We start from the raw sequence: 14,232 nt of genomic DNA, 5'->3' as shown, positions 1-14,232 counted from the left end.
ACCGATTCGTCGCCGCTGTCGCGGGAGAGCCGCCGAGAACGGGGTACTCCCGGTGCGGAAGCCGTCGAGGCCGCCGGAACCGCACCCGGATGTCCGGGTGGGCCGCGGTCCGGGCGGGGGCCGAACCCGGTGCTGCCGGCCCGGCGGCGCGGGGTGGTCAGATCGAGTTGTGACGCCGCGGAACGCGACCGTAGCGTGAGGCGGTCACCGCGAGCTGGGGGGTGGAGCGGATGGCGGGAACGGGGGCGACCGCGTCCGGAAACGCTTCCGGGGAACCGGTTTTCGCGCACGTGCGCGCCGTCGCCGACGCCGTGCTCTACGAGGGCTACCTGCTCTACCCGTACCGCAAGTCGTCCGGGAAGAACCGGGTTCGTTGGCAGTTCGGCGTTCTCGCGCCGCGCGACTGGATCGAAGCGGCCGGCCCGGTCGAGCCGGGCGTGGCCGGATCCGCGGAATCCTGGTTCCAGCGAACCGAATTCCTGGTCCAGGCGGACGACGCCGAGGCGGTGCTGCACATCCGCCTGCGGTTCCTGCAACTGGAACGCCGGGACGTCGAACGGCGCAGCGCCGGCGGGTGGGAACCCGTCGAGTCGTTGCGGATCGGCGAACGGACCCACCTGTCCTTCGACGGAGCGGTGCCGTGGGAGCGCGACGTGGTCGTCCCGCTGGCGGACGCGCTCGCCGCGGAGCGGGTGCACCCGGTGGTCGCGCCGGGCGGTGCGCAGGTCGAACAGCTCGGGGCGCAGGCGCGCGTCGTCCGGCGGCGCCGACCGGTCGCCGCGCGGCTCGCGGTGCGGGCCGAACGCCTCGACGTCCCGGCGTACCGGCTGCGGATCCGCACGGAGAACACGGCGCCGCCGATCGGCGCCGACGCCTCCCGCGACACCGCGCTGCGGCACGCGCTGGTCGCCACGCACACGCTCGTCGGCGGCCGGGGCACGACGTTCCTGTCCTCGCTCGCGCCACCCGCGTGGGCGGCGGAGCAGGTGCGCGCGTGCCGCAACGTCCGGACCTTCCCGGTCCTCGCCGACGGCGACGGCCGGGACGTGGTGCTGTCCTCGCCGATCCTGCTCGACGACCACCCGCGGGTCGCCCCGGAAAGCCCCGGCGACCTGCACGACGCGAGCGAGATCGACGAGATGTTGTCGCTGCGGACGCTCGTGCTCACCGAGGAGGAGAAGCGCGAGGCGCGGGCGACCGATCCGCGCGCGGCGGCGATCCTGGACCGCGTCGACGGCATGCCACCGGAAGTGCTGGCGCGGCTGCACGGGGCGTTCCGCGACCCGTGACGACCGGAGCGACGGGAGGGGGACCGGCGACATGACCACCGAGGGAGTGCGCATCCCGGGGCAGCGGCCCGGGGGCGGTTTCGAGGAGATCGACATCCTGTGGATCTCCGAGGGCATGAGCTGCGACGGGGACACGGTGTCGATGACCGCGTCCGACCAGCCGTCCATCGAGAGCATCGTGCAGGGCCTGGTCCCGGGCCTGCCGAAGGTGAACCTGCACAACAAGGTGCTCTCGCCGACGATGGGCGGCGAGGAGTTCCTGGCGCCCTTCCGGGCCGCCGCGCGCGACGAGCTGGCGCCGTTCGTGCTCGTCATCGAGGGCTCCGTGCCGAACCAGAACATCATCGTGGACGGCGGCTACTGGACGTCGTTCGGCAACGACCCGGACACCGGCGAGCCGCTCACCCTGAACTGGTGGATCGACCAGCTCGCCCCGCGGGCGTGGGCGGTGGTCGCCGCCGGGACCTGCGCGACGTTCGGCGGCATCCACGCCATGGCGGGCAACGCCACCGGCTGCATGGGCCTGGCCGACTACCTGGGCTGGGACTTCCGGTCGCTCGGCGGGCTGCCGATCGTCAACGTGCCCGGCTGCCCGATCCAGCCGGAGAACTTCATGGAGACGCTGACCTGGCTGCTGCACCACGCGGCGGGCTCGGCACCGCCCCCGCCGCTGGACGAGAACCTGCGACCGCAGTGGTTGTTCGGCAAGACCGTGCACGAGGGCTGCGACCGGGCCGGGTACTACGAGCAGTCCGATTTCGCCCGGGACTACAACTCGCCGAAGTGCCAGGTGAAGGTCGGCTGCTGGGGTCCGGTGGTGAACTGCAACGTCCCCAAGCGCGGCTGGATGGCCGGCGTCGGCGGCTGCCCGAACGTCGGCGGGATCTGCATCGCGTGCACCATGCCGGGATTCCCCGACATGTTCATGCCGTTCATGGACGAACCCACCGGCGGCAGCCTCTCGTCGATCCTGAGCAAGCCCTACGGCGCGTTCATCCGCCGGATGCGCGGGATCACCAACGCGGTGGCCAACCGGGAAGCGAAGTGGCACCACAACGAGCCGGCGCTGACGACCGGCTACGACCCGAGGTGGCGCCCGTGAGCGCCGCAGTGCGAGTGTGAGGAGCGCGGATGACGACCTCCGAGTCCCGGCGGGAGAACCTCGTCGAGAAGTCCTGGGACCCGATCACCCGGATCATCGGCAATCTCGGCGTCTACACCAAGATCGACTTCACCGACCGGCGCGTCGCCGAGTGCCACAGCACCTCGTCGCTGTTCCGCGGCTACTCGGTGTTCATGAAGGGCAAGGACCCGCGCGACGCGGGTTTCATCACCAGCCGCATCTGCGGCATCTGCGGGGACAACCACACGGCGTGCTCCAACTACGCCCAGCAGATGGCCTACGGTGCGAAACCCCCGCCGCTGGCCGAGACGATCGTCAACCTCGGCGAGGCCGCCGAGTACATGTTCGACCACACCCTGTTCCAGGACAACATGGTGTTCGTCGACTTCTGCGAGGCGATCGTCAAGGACACCAACCCGGGCGTGCTCCAGCGGGCGGAGCGCACCGAGGCGCCGCACGCGGACATCCACGGGCACCGCACCATCGCCGACATCATGCGCGCGTTCAACCCGTTCGAGGGCGAGGTGTACAAGCAGGCGCTGCACGTCTCGCGCGTGACGCGGGAGATGTTCTGCCTCATGGAAGGACGGCACGTCCACCCGTCCACGATGTACCCGGGCGGGGTGGGCACGATGCCCGAACCGACCACGTTCACCGACTACCAGTCCCGGCTGCTCGGCATCCTCGACTTCGTCAAGCAGGCGGTGGCGATGAACGACGACGTCTTCGACTTCTTCTACGAGGCGCTGCCCGGCTACGAGGAGGTCGGCCGCCGCCGGGTGCTGCTGGGCTGCTGGGGCGCCTGGCAGCACCCCGACCACTGCGACTACCGCTACGCGTCGATGAGCGACTGGGGTCGGAAGATGCACGTCACCCCGGGGATCATCGTCGACGGGAACCTGGTGACCAACGACCTGGTGGACATCAACCTCGGCATGCGCATCCTGCTCGGCAGCTCGTTCTACGACGACTGGCAGAACGAGGAACCGTTCGTCACCCGCGATCCGCTGGGCAACCCGGTCGACATCCGCCACCCGTGGAACCAGACCACCCTGCCGGTGCCGCAGCAGCGCGACTTCGAGGGCAACTACAGCTGGGTGATGAGCCCGCGCTGGTTCGACGGCGAGCAGCACCTCGCGCTGGACACCGGCGGCGGCCCGATCGCCCGGCTGTGGTCCACCGCCCTGTCGGGCCTGGTCGACAACGACTACGTGCGGTCGACCGGGGACGGCGTGTCGATCCACCTGCCGCGCAGCGAGCAGCTGCCGGAGATGACCCTGGAGTGGAAGATCCCGCACGACAAGCAGGGGCAGCCGCTGTCGAACGCGCTCGAACGCGACCGCGCCCGCGCCTACTTCGTCGCCTACGCGGCGGCGATGGCGTTCGTGTTCCTCGACCGGGCCATGTACCACGTCCACCGCGGTGACACCCGGATCTTCAACGACTTCGAGGTGCCCGAGGAGGCCATCGGGGTGGGCTTCCACGAGGCGGTGCGCGGCGTCCTCTCGCACCACCTGGTGATCCGGGACCGCAAGATCGCCAACTACCACCCCTATCCGCCGACGCCGTGGAACGCCAGCCCGCGCGACTCGTACGGCACTCCGGGGCCGTACGAGGACGCCGTGCAGGGCACACCGCTGTTCGAGGAGAACGGCCCGGACGAGTTCCGGGGCATCGACATCATGCGGACCGTCCGCAGCTTCGACCCGTGCCTGCCGTGCGGCGTGCACATGTACCTCGGTGGCGGCCGGGAGCTGCGGAGGCTGCACTCCCCGATGTTCGGGAACTCGCATGGTTGACCGGCTCGACGACGCCGCGGTGCGGGACCGGCTGACCCGGGTCGACGAACTGCTCGACCGGATCGAGCGGACGCCGGGCCCGGTCACCGAGTCGGCCCTGGACGCGGTGCGCGCGCTGGCCGAGGTCTACGGGGAGGGACTGGCCCGGGTGCTCGACCACGCCGACGCCGACCTGGCCGGCCGCCTCGGCGCGGACGAGCTGCTCGCGCACCTGCTGGTGCTGCACGGCCTGCACCCCGACCCGCCGGAGCGGCGGGCCCGCCGGGCGCTGGACGGGTTGCGGCCGCACCTCGACCCGACCGGCGTGGACGCCGAACTCGTCGGGATCGCCGCCGGAACGGCGCGGATCCGGTTGTCCGGGTCCTGCCGCGGCTGCTCGGCGTCCGCAGCGACGGTCGAGCAGGCGGTCGTCGAATCGGTGCGCTCGGTGGCGCCGGAACTCGACGACGTCGAGGTGACCTGGGGCTCCGAGGCGCCGGAGCCGTCGCTGGTGCCGGTGGAGGCGCTCCTGAGCCGCATGTCAGTCCGAAGAGGACGGTCATGACCGGCGCGCTGGCCCGACTGGTGCGGACGACGCGGCGCCCGGACCCGGCCGCGCGCTGCGAGTTGTGCGCCGCGGCGCTGGCCGAGCGGCACCGCCACCTGTTCGACGTCCGGCAGGCAGAACTGCGGTGCGCGTGCGAGCCGTGCTCGTTGCTGTTCGCCGACACCTCGCAAGGCCGTTACCGGCTGGTTCCGCGCCGCCGGGTGCGGTTGCCGCCGGTGGACACCTCGCCGCTCGGCGTTCCGGTCGGGCTGGCGTTCTTCGTGGTCGGCGACGGCGAGGTCCACGCGCACTACCCGAGTCCCGCCGGAGCCACCCGGTGGGAGGTCGACGCGGCGGGCTGGCGGGAGCTGACCGACCGCCGGCCCGAACTGCGGACCATGGCGCGGGACGTGGAGGCGTTGCTGGTCAACACCGCGCACGACCGGCAGGAGCACTGGATCGTCCCGCTGGACGACTGCTACAGGCTGGTGGCGGTGGTCCGGCGGGAATGGCGCGGGCTGTCCGGCGGCGGCACGGTCCAGCCCGCGATCAACGCGTTCTTCGCGGCGCTGGAACCGCACGACGACAGGGGAGGGGACCGACGATGAGCACCGTCCGGGTCGGCAAACCCGACGTCCGGCCTGACACACCGGGCCACGTCCAGGGCATCCACCAGGGCAACCGGGGCCCGTACGACAAGCAGCCGGGCCACCACGAGGACGGGACGTCGGACGCCCGGCGTTCCACCGGCGTCCACTGGAAGCACCACAGCGCGATCCAGCAGGAGATGCCCGACATTTCGCCGGGCTGAAGGGAATTCGAAGAAGATGACTGCCAAGCGGATTCTGCTCGCGCAGGCGGCGCTGCTCGGCGTCGTGCTCGTCGCGATGCTGGTGCGGGAACTTTCCGGTCTGGTGCGGGAGATCAGGATGTGGCGGATGGCGAGACTGCACCGCTGAGAGCCTGTCTTCGAACTCGTTGTGCGTGGCGGTGCCGGTTGCGAGACCGCTCACCGAAAGGGAAAGCGGCTGGCGCCGCTTGCCACGCCCCTTCCGGGAGCAGGTTCAAAGACAGGCACCGAGGGCGCGCTACCTCGGGGGCGTGGAAAACCGGACATCGATTTGTGCGGCGCGAAACGCCGAACCTAGCGTGGGATCGCTCGCACCCGAGCCCGAACAGGAAGTGACCCGATGGTCCGATCACCGGAAGCGGCCGCGGTCGACGAGATCTTCGCGCGCCGCGTCGAACCGATCGAGGAACTGGGCGCCGACGCCGAACAGGTCGCCCGGACGTGCTTGTCGATGGCCCGCCGGTTCCACCGCGGCGGCAAGCTGATCGTGTTCGGCAGCGGTGGTCCCAGCACCGACGCCCAGCACGTCGCGGTGGAGTTCGTCCACCCCGTGATCGTCGGCAAACGGGCACTGCCGGCCGTGTCGCTGACCTCCGACGTCGCCACCGTCACCGGGGTCGCCACCGGTGAGGGCGTCGACGAGGTGTTCGCCCACCAGCTGCGCTACCTGGCCCGGGCCGAGGACATCGCGCTCGGGATCTCCACCGACGGCGACGACGGCGCCGTGCTGCGCGGGCTGCGCGAAGGCGCGCGGCGCGGGCTGCTGGCGGCGGCTCTGGTCGGCGGGAGCGGCGGGGCGATCGCCGCAGCCGGGTTCGACCACGTGCTCATCGCGCGGTCCGGAGATCCGCGCGTGGTCAAGGAAGTCCACGTGACCACCTACCACGTGCTGTGGGAGCTGGTGCACGTGTTCCTCGACAGCCCCGCGGTGCTGGGGGAGGACGCGGCATGAATCCGTCCACATCGGACTGCTCCGGCGAGTCGTGCGTGACCTGCTCGGACGAGGCGGTCGAGGTGCGGGTCACCGCGCTGCTGGCCGACGGCATGGCCGTCGTCGACACCGGTTCCGGGACCGAGGAGGTCAGCGTCGCGCTGGTCGGGCCGCGGATCGGGGACGTGGTGCTCGTGCACGCCGGAGAAGCCATCGCGATCGTGGGGGAGTGACATGGATTCCAGCCGCGCCGACCTGGACTCGCTGTACCCGTTCCTGTCCGGTTCCGCCGGCGACCTGGACGCCGTCCTCGGCGAGGTCGCGCAGTCCACGAAGGACAAGGCGCGGGAGGTCAGCGCGGTCCGCGAGGAGGTCCGGCGACGCGACGGGCACCGGCTGCGGGCGTGCGCGACCGCGATGGCCGAGCGGTTCGCCACCGGTGGCCGCCTGCTGTCGTTCGGCAACGGCGGCAGTTCCACCGATGCGCAGGACCTGGCGAGCCTGTTCCTGCACCCGGGCACCGGCGCGCGACCACTGCCCGCCATCGGACTGACCAGCGACATCGCCGTGGTCACCGCGCTGTCCAACGACATCGGCTTCGACGTGGTGTTCGCCCGCCAGATCGCGGCGTTCGGCACCGCGGGCGACATCGCGGTCGGCCTGTCCACCAGCGGCAACTCGCCCAACCTGGTCGCGGCGTTCGACGAGGCGGCCGCGCGCGGGCTGCTGACGGTGGGGATCGCCGGAGGCGAGGGCGGCCGGATGGCCGAGTCGAAGTCGGTGGACTTCCTGTTCGTCGTGCCCTCGCCGTCGGTCCACCGCATCCAGGAGGCCCAGACGACGCTCTACCACGCGCTGTGGGAGCTCACGCTCCGCGCGCTGCGCGACTGAGTCCACGACGAGGGGGCAACGATGGACACCGACGCGGAGGAGACCGTCGACGTCGCCGGAACGGCCGTCGGCGCGGGAGCCAAGGTCCGGCTCGTCCCACGCGAGCGGGGCACGGACGCGCAGGACATGTTCGTGCGCGGGCGGATCGCCACGGTGCGGGCGGTGCGCACCGACGTCGACGGCGGGCGCTGGCTGGCGGTGACCCTCGACGACGATCCGGGCGCGGAGCTGTTCGCCGCACAGGGCAGGTACCGGTACTTCGGGGTCGACGAGGTGCAACCGGTGGCCGGGGACGAGGGCGCCTGATGGGCCCGCGGGTGCTCGTCGCCGGGATCGGCAACGTGTTCTTCGGCGACGACGGGTTCGGCGTGGAGGTCGCCCGGCGGCTCGCCGAGCAGGACCTGCCCGAGTGGGTGCGGATCGCCGACTACGGCATCAGCGGGATGCACCTGGCGTTCGACATGCTCGGCGGCTACGGCACGACGATCCTCGTGGACATCGCGCCGCGCGGCCACGAGCCGGGAACCCTGTCGGTGCTGGAACTGCGCGACGGCGACCGCACCCCGGACGGCCCGGTCTCCTTCGACGCGCACGGCATGGGGCCGCAGGCGGTGCTGGCGATGCTGGACCTGCTCGGCGGCGGGGCCGGACGGATCCTGGTCGTCGGGTGCGAACCCGCCGACACCGGCCATCGCATGGGGCTGAGCGAGCCGGTGCGGCAGGCCGTCGAACCGGCCGTGCGCACGATCACCGAGCTGGTGCGCACCGAGGCGGCCGGGACAGCACAGCAAGCCATCCGCGGGACGTGAGGGGAAAGCATGTGCCTGGCGATTCCCGGTGAGGTCGTCGAGATCCTGGACGACCGCCCGGATCTGGCCACAGTGGACGTCAGCGGCGTCCGGCGCAGGATCAACATCGGACTGCTCGGCGACGACCGTCCCGAGCCCGGCGAGTGGGTGCTCATCCACGTGGGCTTCGCGATGTCCACAATAGACGAACAAGAGGCGAGGGCGACGCTGGAGTTCCTGGAGAACATCGGTCAGTCCTACGCCGACGAGATCGCCGCGCTCACCGAATCGCGCATCGACTGAGGAGGACGGGCATGCGCTTCGTCGACGAGTACCGGGACGCGGACAAGGCCCGCGCGCTGTCCGCCCAGATCGCCGCCCTGTGCGAACCGGGTCGGCAGTACAAGTTCATGGAGGTCTGCGGCGGTCACACGCACACCATCTACAAGCACGGGCTGGAGGACTACCTGCCCGAGAACATCACGCTGGTGCACGGCCCCGGCTGCCCGGTGTGCGTGATCCCGATGGGCCGCATCGACGACGCGATCCACATCGCGCGGCAGCCCGACGTGCTGATGACCTCCTTCGGCGACATGATGCGCGTTCCCGGCAGCGGCGGATCGTTCTTCGACTCCAACGCCGAGGGCACCAACATCCGCATGGTCTACTCGCCGCTGGACTCGCTCAAACTCGCGCGCCAGAACCCCGACCGGCACGTGGTGTTCATGGGGATCGGTTTCGAGACCACCGCGCCGTCGACGGCGATGACGCTGCTGCGCGCCGAGCAGGAGGGGCTGGAGAACTTCTCGGTGTTCTGCAACCACGTCACGATCATCCCGGCGATCAAGGCGATCCTGGACTCGCCGGACCTGCGCCTGGACGGCTTCCTCGGACCCGGGCACGTCTCCACGGTGATCGGCTGCCGACCCTACGAGTTCATCGCCCGCGACTACGGCAAACCGCTGGTGGTGTCCGGCTTCGAACCGCTGGACATCCTGGAGTCGGTCTACCGGTTGCTGCGCCAGCTGGCCGAAGGGCGCTCCGAGGTGGAGAACCAGTACACCCGGGTGGTGCCGTGGCAGGGCAACCGGACCGCGCTGGACGTGATCGGCCGCACGATGCGGCTGCGGCCCTACTTCGAGTGGCGCGGTCTCGGGTTCATCTCGCACTCGGCGCTGCGGCTGCGCGACGAGTACGCGCGGTTCGACGCCGAGCGCATCTTCGAACTCCCGGGACTGCGGGTCGCCGACCCGAAGTCCTGCCAGTGCGGCGAAGTGCTCAAAGGGGTGCTCAAACCGTGGGAGTGCAAGGTGTTCGGCACCGCCTGCACACCGGAGACGCCCATCGGCACGTGCATGGTGTCCCCGGAAGGGGCCTGCGCCGCGTACTACAACTTCGGCCGGTTCAACCGGGAACGCGTCAAGGAGGCGAGCGCGCCGTGAGCACCGAACAGGCGGATTCCACGCAGGAGCGCACCGCGGGCTGGGTCCGGGAGGCGATGGCCCAGCACGCCGACCACGCCGGTCCCGAGCGCGGCGACCGCGAACAACAGGTGCTGGACCGCATCGACAGGGCGCGGCGGCGCAAGCCGAAGGTCCGCGAGGAGCGGATCACCCTGGCGCACGGTTCGGGCGGCAAGGCGACCCAGACCCTGGTCGAGGCGGTGTTCCTGGAGAACCTGCGCAACCCGGTGCTGGAGCAGCTGGAGGACGGCGCGGAACTGGCCGTCGGCAACGCCCGGCTGGCCTTCACCACCGACTCGTTCGTGGTGTCCCCGCTGTTCTTCCCGGGCGGTGACATCGGTGACCTCGCGGTCAACGGCACCGTCAACGACCTGGCGGTCTCCGGGGCCCGGCCGCTGTTCCTGTCGGCCGGGTTCATCATCGAGGAGGGGTTCCCGGTCGCCGACCTGACCCGGATCGTCACCTCGATGTCGGAGGCGGCCGAGGCCGCCGGGGTCCGGGTCGTCACCGGGGACACCAAGGTCGTGCAGAAGGGCGGCGCTGACGGCTGCTACGTCAACACCTCCGGCGTCGGGGTCATCGAGCGGCGCACCCGGCTGGGCGTGGAGACCGCGCGTCCCGGGGACGCCGTGCTGGTGTCCGGACCGGTCGGGGACCACGGCATCACGGTCATGCTGGCCCGCGGCGAACTCGACATCGAGGCCGACGTGGCCTCGGACACCGCGCCGGTGCACGAGATGGTCGCCGACCTGCTGCGGGCCGCGCCCGGGGTGCGGGCGCTGCGGGACGCGACGCGGGGCGGTGTCGCCACCGTGCTCAACGAGATCGCCCGCGCCTCGGAGGTCTCGGTCGTCGTCGACGAGGGCGCGGTGCCGGTGCGGACCGAGGTGCGCGGCGCCTCGGAACTGCTGGGCATCGACCCGCTCTACGTGGCCTGCGAAGGTCGGATCGTGGTGGTCGTCGACGCCGCGCAGGCGGACGCGGCGCTGCGCGCGATGCGGGCGCACCCGTTGGGCGCCGACGCGGCGAACATCGGCCACGTCGTCGCCGACGCGCCCGGCATGGTGCTGCTCAACACCGCGTTCGGCGGAACGCGGATCGTCGACCTGCTGGTCGGCGACCCGCTGCCGCGGATCTGCTGACGGCGCCGCGGTGCACGAGCTGGGGATCGCGCAGAGCATCGTCGAGGCGGTGCTCGACGCCGTCGACGGACCGCGGATCACCCGGCTGGAACTTCAGATCGGGAAGCTGTCCGGAGTGGTGGCCGACGCGCTGCGGTTCTGCTTCGACCTGGTGACCGAGGGCACCGCGTTGCAGGGCGCGCGGCTGGACATCGTCGAGGTGCCGGGGCGCGGTGACTGCCGGGCGTGCGGCGCGTCGTTCGAACTGGAGGACCTCATCGTGCTGTGCGCCTGCGGCAGCGCGGACGTCCAGATCGGCTCCGGGCAGGAGTTGCGGATCGCCGCTGTCGATGTGGAGTAGGAGAAGGCGATGTGCGGAACGTGCGGATGCTCGGAATCCGGGCAGCGGTCCACCGCGGTGGACGAGTCGGTGGGCACTGTGGACGGTCGTCGGACGGTGCGGCTGGAACAACGGGTGCTCGCCAAGAACGACCGCTTCGCGGCGGCGAACCGGGCGTGGTTGCGCGACCGGGTGGTGCTGGCGGTCAACCTGATGAGCTCGCCCGGCGCGGGCAAGACGACGCTGCTGGAACGCACCGTGCGCGAACTCGGCCCAGCGCTGCCGTTCCGCGTGGTCGAGGGAGACCAGGAGACCCCGCTCGACGCCGACCGGCTGCGCGCCACCGGGTGCCCGGTGGTGCAGATCAACACCGGCACCGGCTGCCACCTCGACGCCGAGGCGGTGGGCGACGCCCTGCGGTCGCTGCGCCCGCCGGAGCGGTCGGTGGTGTTCGTCGAGAACGTCGGCAACCTGGTGTGCCCGGCGCTGTTCGACCTCGGCGAGCACCGGCGGGTGGTCATCGCCTCGGTGACCGAGGGCGAGGACAAACCGCTGAAGTACCCGCACATGTTCCGGGCCGCGGACCTGGTGCTGCTCAACAAGGTCGACCTGCTGCCGCACCTGGACTGCGAGGTCGGGGCGTTCACCGCGCACGCCGCGCGGGTCAACCCGAGCATCGGGGTGCTGCCGGTGTCGGCCACCACCGGTGAGGGGCTGGCGCGGTGGTACGACTGGCTGCGCGGCGAGGTCGACGCCGTGCCCGGCGAGCCGTCCGCGGCCGGGCGGTGACGCCGGTCAGCGGCGGTCGCGGGCCCCGGCGACCACGGCCTGGCCGAGGCTGATGCCGCCGTCGTTCGGCGGCACCCGGGAGTGCACCAGCGGGCGCAGGCCCCGGCGTTCCAGCAGCGCGACCGTGCGCTGGAGCAGCAGCATGTTCTGGAACACCCCGCCGGACAGCGCCACCGCCAGCACGCCGGTGGTCCCGGCCAGCCGGGCGCAGACCTCGGCCACCGCCGCCGCGAGTCCGTTGTGGAACCGGGCGGCGGCGGTGGCGGGCGGTGTTCCGGCGTCCAGGTCCTCGACCGCGCCCCGGACCAGGTCGCCGCCGTCCACCCGCAGCACGTCGTCCCCGGTCACCGACACCGGGTACCCGCCGCGTTCGCTCCGGTCGGCGAGTTGTTCGAGCTCGATCGCCGCCTGGCCCTCGTAGCTGACGACGTCCCGGACGCCCAGGACCGCCGCCACGGCGTCGAAGAGACGTCCCGCGCTCGACGTCAGCGGCGCGTGGCGGCCGTCGCGGACCAGCGCCGCCACGTCCGGCCAGTTCGCGTTGCGGCGCAACACCTCCAGGTCCTCGCGCAGCGCACCGCAGGAGACCAGATGGGACACGGCCGTGCGCCACGGCTGCCGGATCGCGGTCGTCCCGCCCGGCAGCGGCACCGGTGCCAGGTGACCGAGCCTGCGGAAGTCCGCGAGGTCGGCAAGCAGGAACTCGCCGCCCCAGATCGTGCCGTCGGTGCCCAGGCCGAGACCGTCGAAGGCCACCCCGAGCACCGGACCGGGCTCGCCGTTGTCGGCCAGGCAGGACGCGATGTGCGCGTGGTGGTGCTGCACGCCGACCAGGTCGACCTCGTCCAGGTCCAGGGCGTGCTTGGTGGACAGGTACTCGGGGTGCAGGTCGTGGGCGACCACCTCGGGCGCGATGTCGAACAGCCGCCGGAAGTGGGCGATGCCCTCGGTGAACGACCGCAGCGTCGCGGCGTTCTCCAGATCGCCGATGTGCTGCGAGACGAACACGCGGCGGCCCCGGGCCAGCGCGAAGGTGTTCTTCAGCTCCGCGCCGCACGCCAGCACCGGGCGCGGGAACTCCCACGGCACGGTCACCGGCTCCGGGACGTAACCGCGCGACCGGCGCACCGGCAGCGGGCGCCGCCGGAACACCCGCACCACGGAGTCGTCGGTGCGGACGTGGATCGGCCGGTCGTGGGTCAGGAAGGCGTCGGCGATGCCCGACAGCCGGCGCAGGGCGTCCTCGTCCACGTGCGCGATCGGCTCGTCGGAGACGTTGCCGCTGGTCAGCACGATCGGGCGGGGGAACGCGGCGAGCAGCAGGTGGTGCAGCGGGGTGTAGGGCAGCAGCACGCCGAGCTGCCGGTTCCCGGGGGCCACCGACGGCGCGACCAGCGCGTCCGGGCGCCGGTCCAGCAGCACGACGGGTCGTCGCCGGGAGCCCAGCAGCCGCCGTTCGGCCTCGTCCAGCAGGCACAGCTCGGCCGCCTGCCGCTCGTCGACCACCATCAGCGCGAAGGGCTTGTCCTCGCGGTGCTTGCGCGCGCGCAGCGCGGCGGCGGCGTCCTCATCGGACGCGTCCACCGCGAGGTGGTAGCCGCCGAGTCCCTTGACGGCGAGCACCTCGCCGCGCGCGAGCGCCGCGGCAGCCCCGGCCAGCGGGTCGCCGGGGCGGATCTCGCCGCGCGCGTCGAGCAGTCGCGGCCGGGGTCCGCAGTCCGGGCAGCACACCGGCTGCGCGTGGAACCGGCGGTCGGCGGGATCGTGGTACTCGCGCGCGCAGCGCGGGCACATCGCGAAACCCGACATCGTCGTGCCCGGCCGGTCGTAGGGCACCTCGCGGACGATGGTGAACCGCGGTCCGCAGTGGGTGCAGTTGACGAACGGGTAGCCGAACCGCCGGTCGCCCGGGTCGCGCAACTCGCGCAGGCAGTCCTCGCACGTGGCGGTGTCGGCCGAGACCAGCGCGGTGCGGGCGCCCGCGCCGTCGCTGTCGACGATGCGGAACGACGTCTCGCCGGTCGGCGCGATGCCGCGCACCTCGATGCGTTCGACGACCGCCAGCGGCGGTCCACCGCGGCCCAGCGCCGACCGGAAGCGCGCGACCGCGTCGCTCGGCCCCTCCACCTCGATGAACACGCCGTGGACGTCGTTGCCCACGTGACCGGCCAGTCGCAGGTCCGTCGCCAGCGAGTGGACGTAGGGCCGGAAACCCACGCCCTGCACCACGCCCTCGACCCGGACCCGGTTGCGCACCACGTCGTTCACCGGGTCAGTCTCACGCCGCCCGCACCGCGGCGCATCCGATCAGCGCGCCACCGC

The 14,232-nt window shown here is 71.9% G+C and carries 18 protein-coding genes; 17 read left to right on the top strand and 1 reads right to left on the bottom strand.

All coding sequences use genetic code 11. The features are described 5' to 3' along the window. The first annotated feature begins 230 nt into the window (after positions 1-230). From NV263_RS16180 to hypB, 17 genes are all read left to right on the top strand, one after another. Complete coding sequence (locus NV263_RS16180) at positions 231-1,289, top strand: hypothetical protein (protein ID WP_263247128.1); 1,059 nt, start codon at positions 231-233, stop codon at positions 1,287-1,289. A 31-nt stretch (positions 1,290-1,320) separates the two neighbouring features. Continuing rightward, positions 1,321-2,391, top strand: a complete 1,071-nt coding sequence (locus tag NV263_RS16175; RefSeq protein WP_263247127.1) for an NADH-quinone oxidoreductase subunit B family protein — start codon at positions 1,321-1,323, stop codon at positions 2,389-2,391. A gap of 29 nt (positions 2,392-2,420) precedes the next feature. Beyond that, positions 2,421-4,211 carry a nickel-dependent hydrogenase large subunit gene (locus NV263_RS16170; protein WP_263247126.1) on the top strand — a complete coding sequence of 597 codons (1,791 nt, stop codon included), beginning with the start codon at positions 2,421-2,423 and terminating at the stop codon, positions 4,209-4,211. Then, positions 4,204-4,755 (top strand): NifU family protein, encoded by a 552-nt coding sequence (locus tag NV263_RS16165; RefSeq protein WP_263247125.1) that lies wholly within the window; start codon positions 4,204-4,206, stop codon positions 4,753-4,755. The genes NV263_RS16170 and NV263_RS16165 overlap by 8 nt, the downstream gene beginning before the upstream one ends. Then, positions 4,752-5,345 (top strand): DUF5947 family protein, encoded by a 594-nt coding sequence (locus tag NV263_RS16160; RefSeq protein ID WP_263247124.1) that lies wholly within the window; start codon positions 4,752-4,754, stop codon positions 5,343-5,345. The genes NV263_RS16165 and NV263_RS16160 overlap by 4 nt, the downstream gene beginning before the upstream one ends. Next, entirely contained in the window at positions 5,342-5,548 is a 207-nt protein-coding gene (locus NV263_RS16155; RefSeq protein WP_263247123.1) for a hypothetical protein, read from the top strand. Before NV263_RS16160 ends, NV263_RS16155 begins: the two co-directional genes overlap by 4 nt. A gap of 16 nt (positions 5,549-5,564) precedes the next feature. Then, positions 5,565-5,696 carry a hypothetical protein gene (locus NV263_RS16150; RefSeq protein ID WP_263247122.1) on the top strand — a complete coding sequence of 44 codons (132 nt, stop codon included), beginning with the start codon at positions 5,565-5,567 and terminating at the stop codon, positions 5,694-5,696. Between the two features lie 231 nt (positions 5,697-5,927). Next, positions 5,928-6,539 (top strand): D-sedoheptulose-7-phosphate isomerase, encoded by a 612-nt coding sequence (locus NV263_RS16145; RefSeq protein ID WP_263247120.1) that lies wholly within the window; start codon positions 5,928-5,930, stop codon positions 6,537-6,539. Continuing rightward, a complete protein-coding gene (locus tag NV263_RS16140) occupies positions 6,536-6,751 on the top strand; it encodes a HypC/HybG/HupF family hydrogenase formation chaperone (protein ID WP_263247118.1) in 216 nt (71 codons plus the stop codon). The genes NV263_RS16145 and NV263_RS16140 overlap by 4 nt, the downstream gene beginning before the upstream one ends. A 1-nt stretch (position 6,752) precedes the next feature. Beyond that, on the top strand, positions 6,753-7,409 hold the full coding sequence (locus NV263_RS16135) for a D-sedoheptulose-7-phosphate isomerase (RefSeq protein WP_263247116.1): 657 nt from the start codon (positions 6,753-6,755) through the stop codon (positions 7,407-7,409). A gap of 21 nt (positions 7,410-7,430) precedes the next feature. After that, on the top strand, positions 7,431-7,715 hold the full coding sequence (locus tag NV263_RS16130) for a hypothetical protein (protein ID WP_263247114.1): 285 nt from the start codon (positions 7,431-7,433) through the stop codon (positions 7,713-7,715). Next, complete coding sequence (locus NV263_RS16125) at positions 7,715-8,218, top strand: hydrogenase maturation protease (protein ID WP_263247112.1); 504 nt, start codon at positions 7,715-7,717, stop codon at positions 8,216-8,218. Before NV263_RS16130 ends, NV263_RS16125 begins: the two co-directional genes overlap by 1 nt. Positions 8,219-8,227: 9 nt before the next feature. Then, entirely contained in the window at positions 8,228-8,500 is a 273-nt protein-coding gene (locus tag NV263_RS16120) for a HypC/HybG/HupF family hydrogenase formation chaperone (RefSeq protein WP_263247110.1), read from the top strand. A gap of 11 nt (positions 8,501-8,511) precedes the next feature. Next, positions 8,512-9,639, top strand: coding sequence for a hydrogenase formation protein HypD (gene hypD / locus NV263_RS16115; protein WP_263247108.1), 1,128 nt, complete (start codon positions 8,512-8,514; stop codon positions 9,637-9,639). 56 nt (positions 9,640-9,695) lie between these two features. Continuing rightward, positions 9,696-10,802 (top strand): hydrogenase expression/formation protein HypE, encoded by a 1,107-nt coding sequence (gene hypE, locus NV263_RS16110; RefSeq protein WP_263254219.1) that lies wholly within the window; start codon positions 9,696-9,698, stop codon positions 10,800-10,802. A gap of 10 nt (positions 10,803-10,812) precedes the next feature. Next, complete coding sequence (locus NV263_RS16105) at positions 10,813-11,142, top strand: hydrogenase maturation nickel metallochaperone HypA/HybF (RefSeq protein WP_263247106.1); 330 nt, start codon at positions 10,813-10,815, stop codon at positions 11,140-11,142. Positions 11,143-11,151: 9 nt separating this feature from the next. Continuing rightward, positions 11,152-11,910, top strand: a complete 759-nt coding sequence (hypB, locus tag NV263_RS16100) for a hydrogenase nickel incorporation protein HypB (RefSeq protein ID WP_263247104.1) — start codon at positions 11,152-11,154, stop codon at positions 11,908-11,910. Positions 11,911-11,916: 6 nt separating this feature from the next. Here hypB and hypF read toward each other — a convergent pair whose 3' ends face one another. Continuing rightward, positions 11,917-14,178, bottom strand: a complete 2,262-nt coding sequence (gene hypF, locus NV263_RS16095; protein WP_263247102.1) for a carbamoyltransferase HypF — start codon at positions 14,176-14,178, stop codon at positions 11,917-11,919. Between the last annotated feature and the right edge of the window lie 54 nt (positions 14,179-14,232).

This window comes from Saccharopolyspora rosea, from assembly GCF_025643595.1.
Taxonomy (GTDB): domain Bacteria; phylum Actinomycetota; class Actinomycetes; order Mycobacteriales; family Pseudonocardiaceae; genus Saccharopolyspora; species Saccharopolyspora rosea.
The sequence above is the reverse complement of the archived record's forward strand: the minus strand, read 5'-3'. Positions and strand labels throughout refer to the sequence as shown.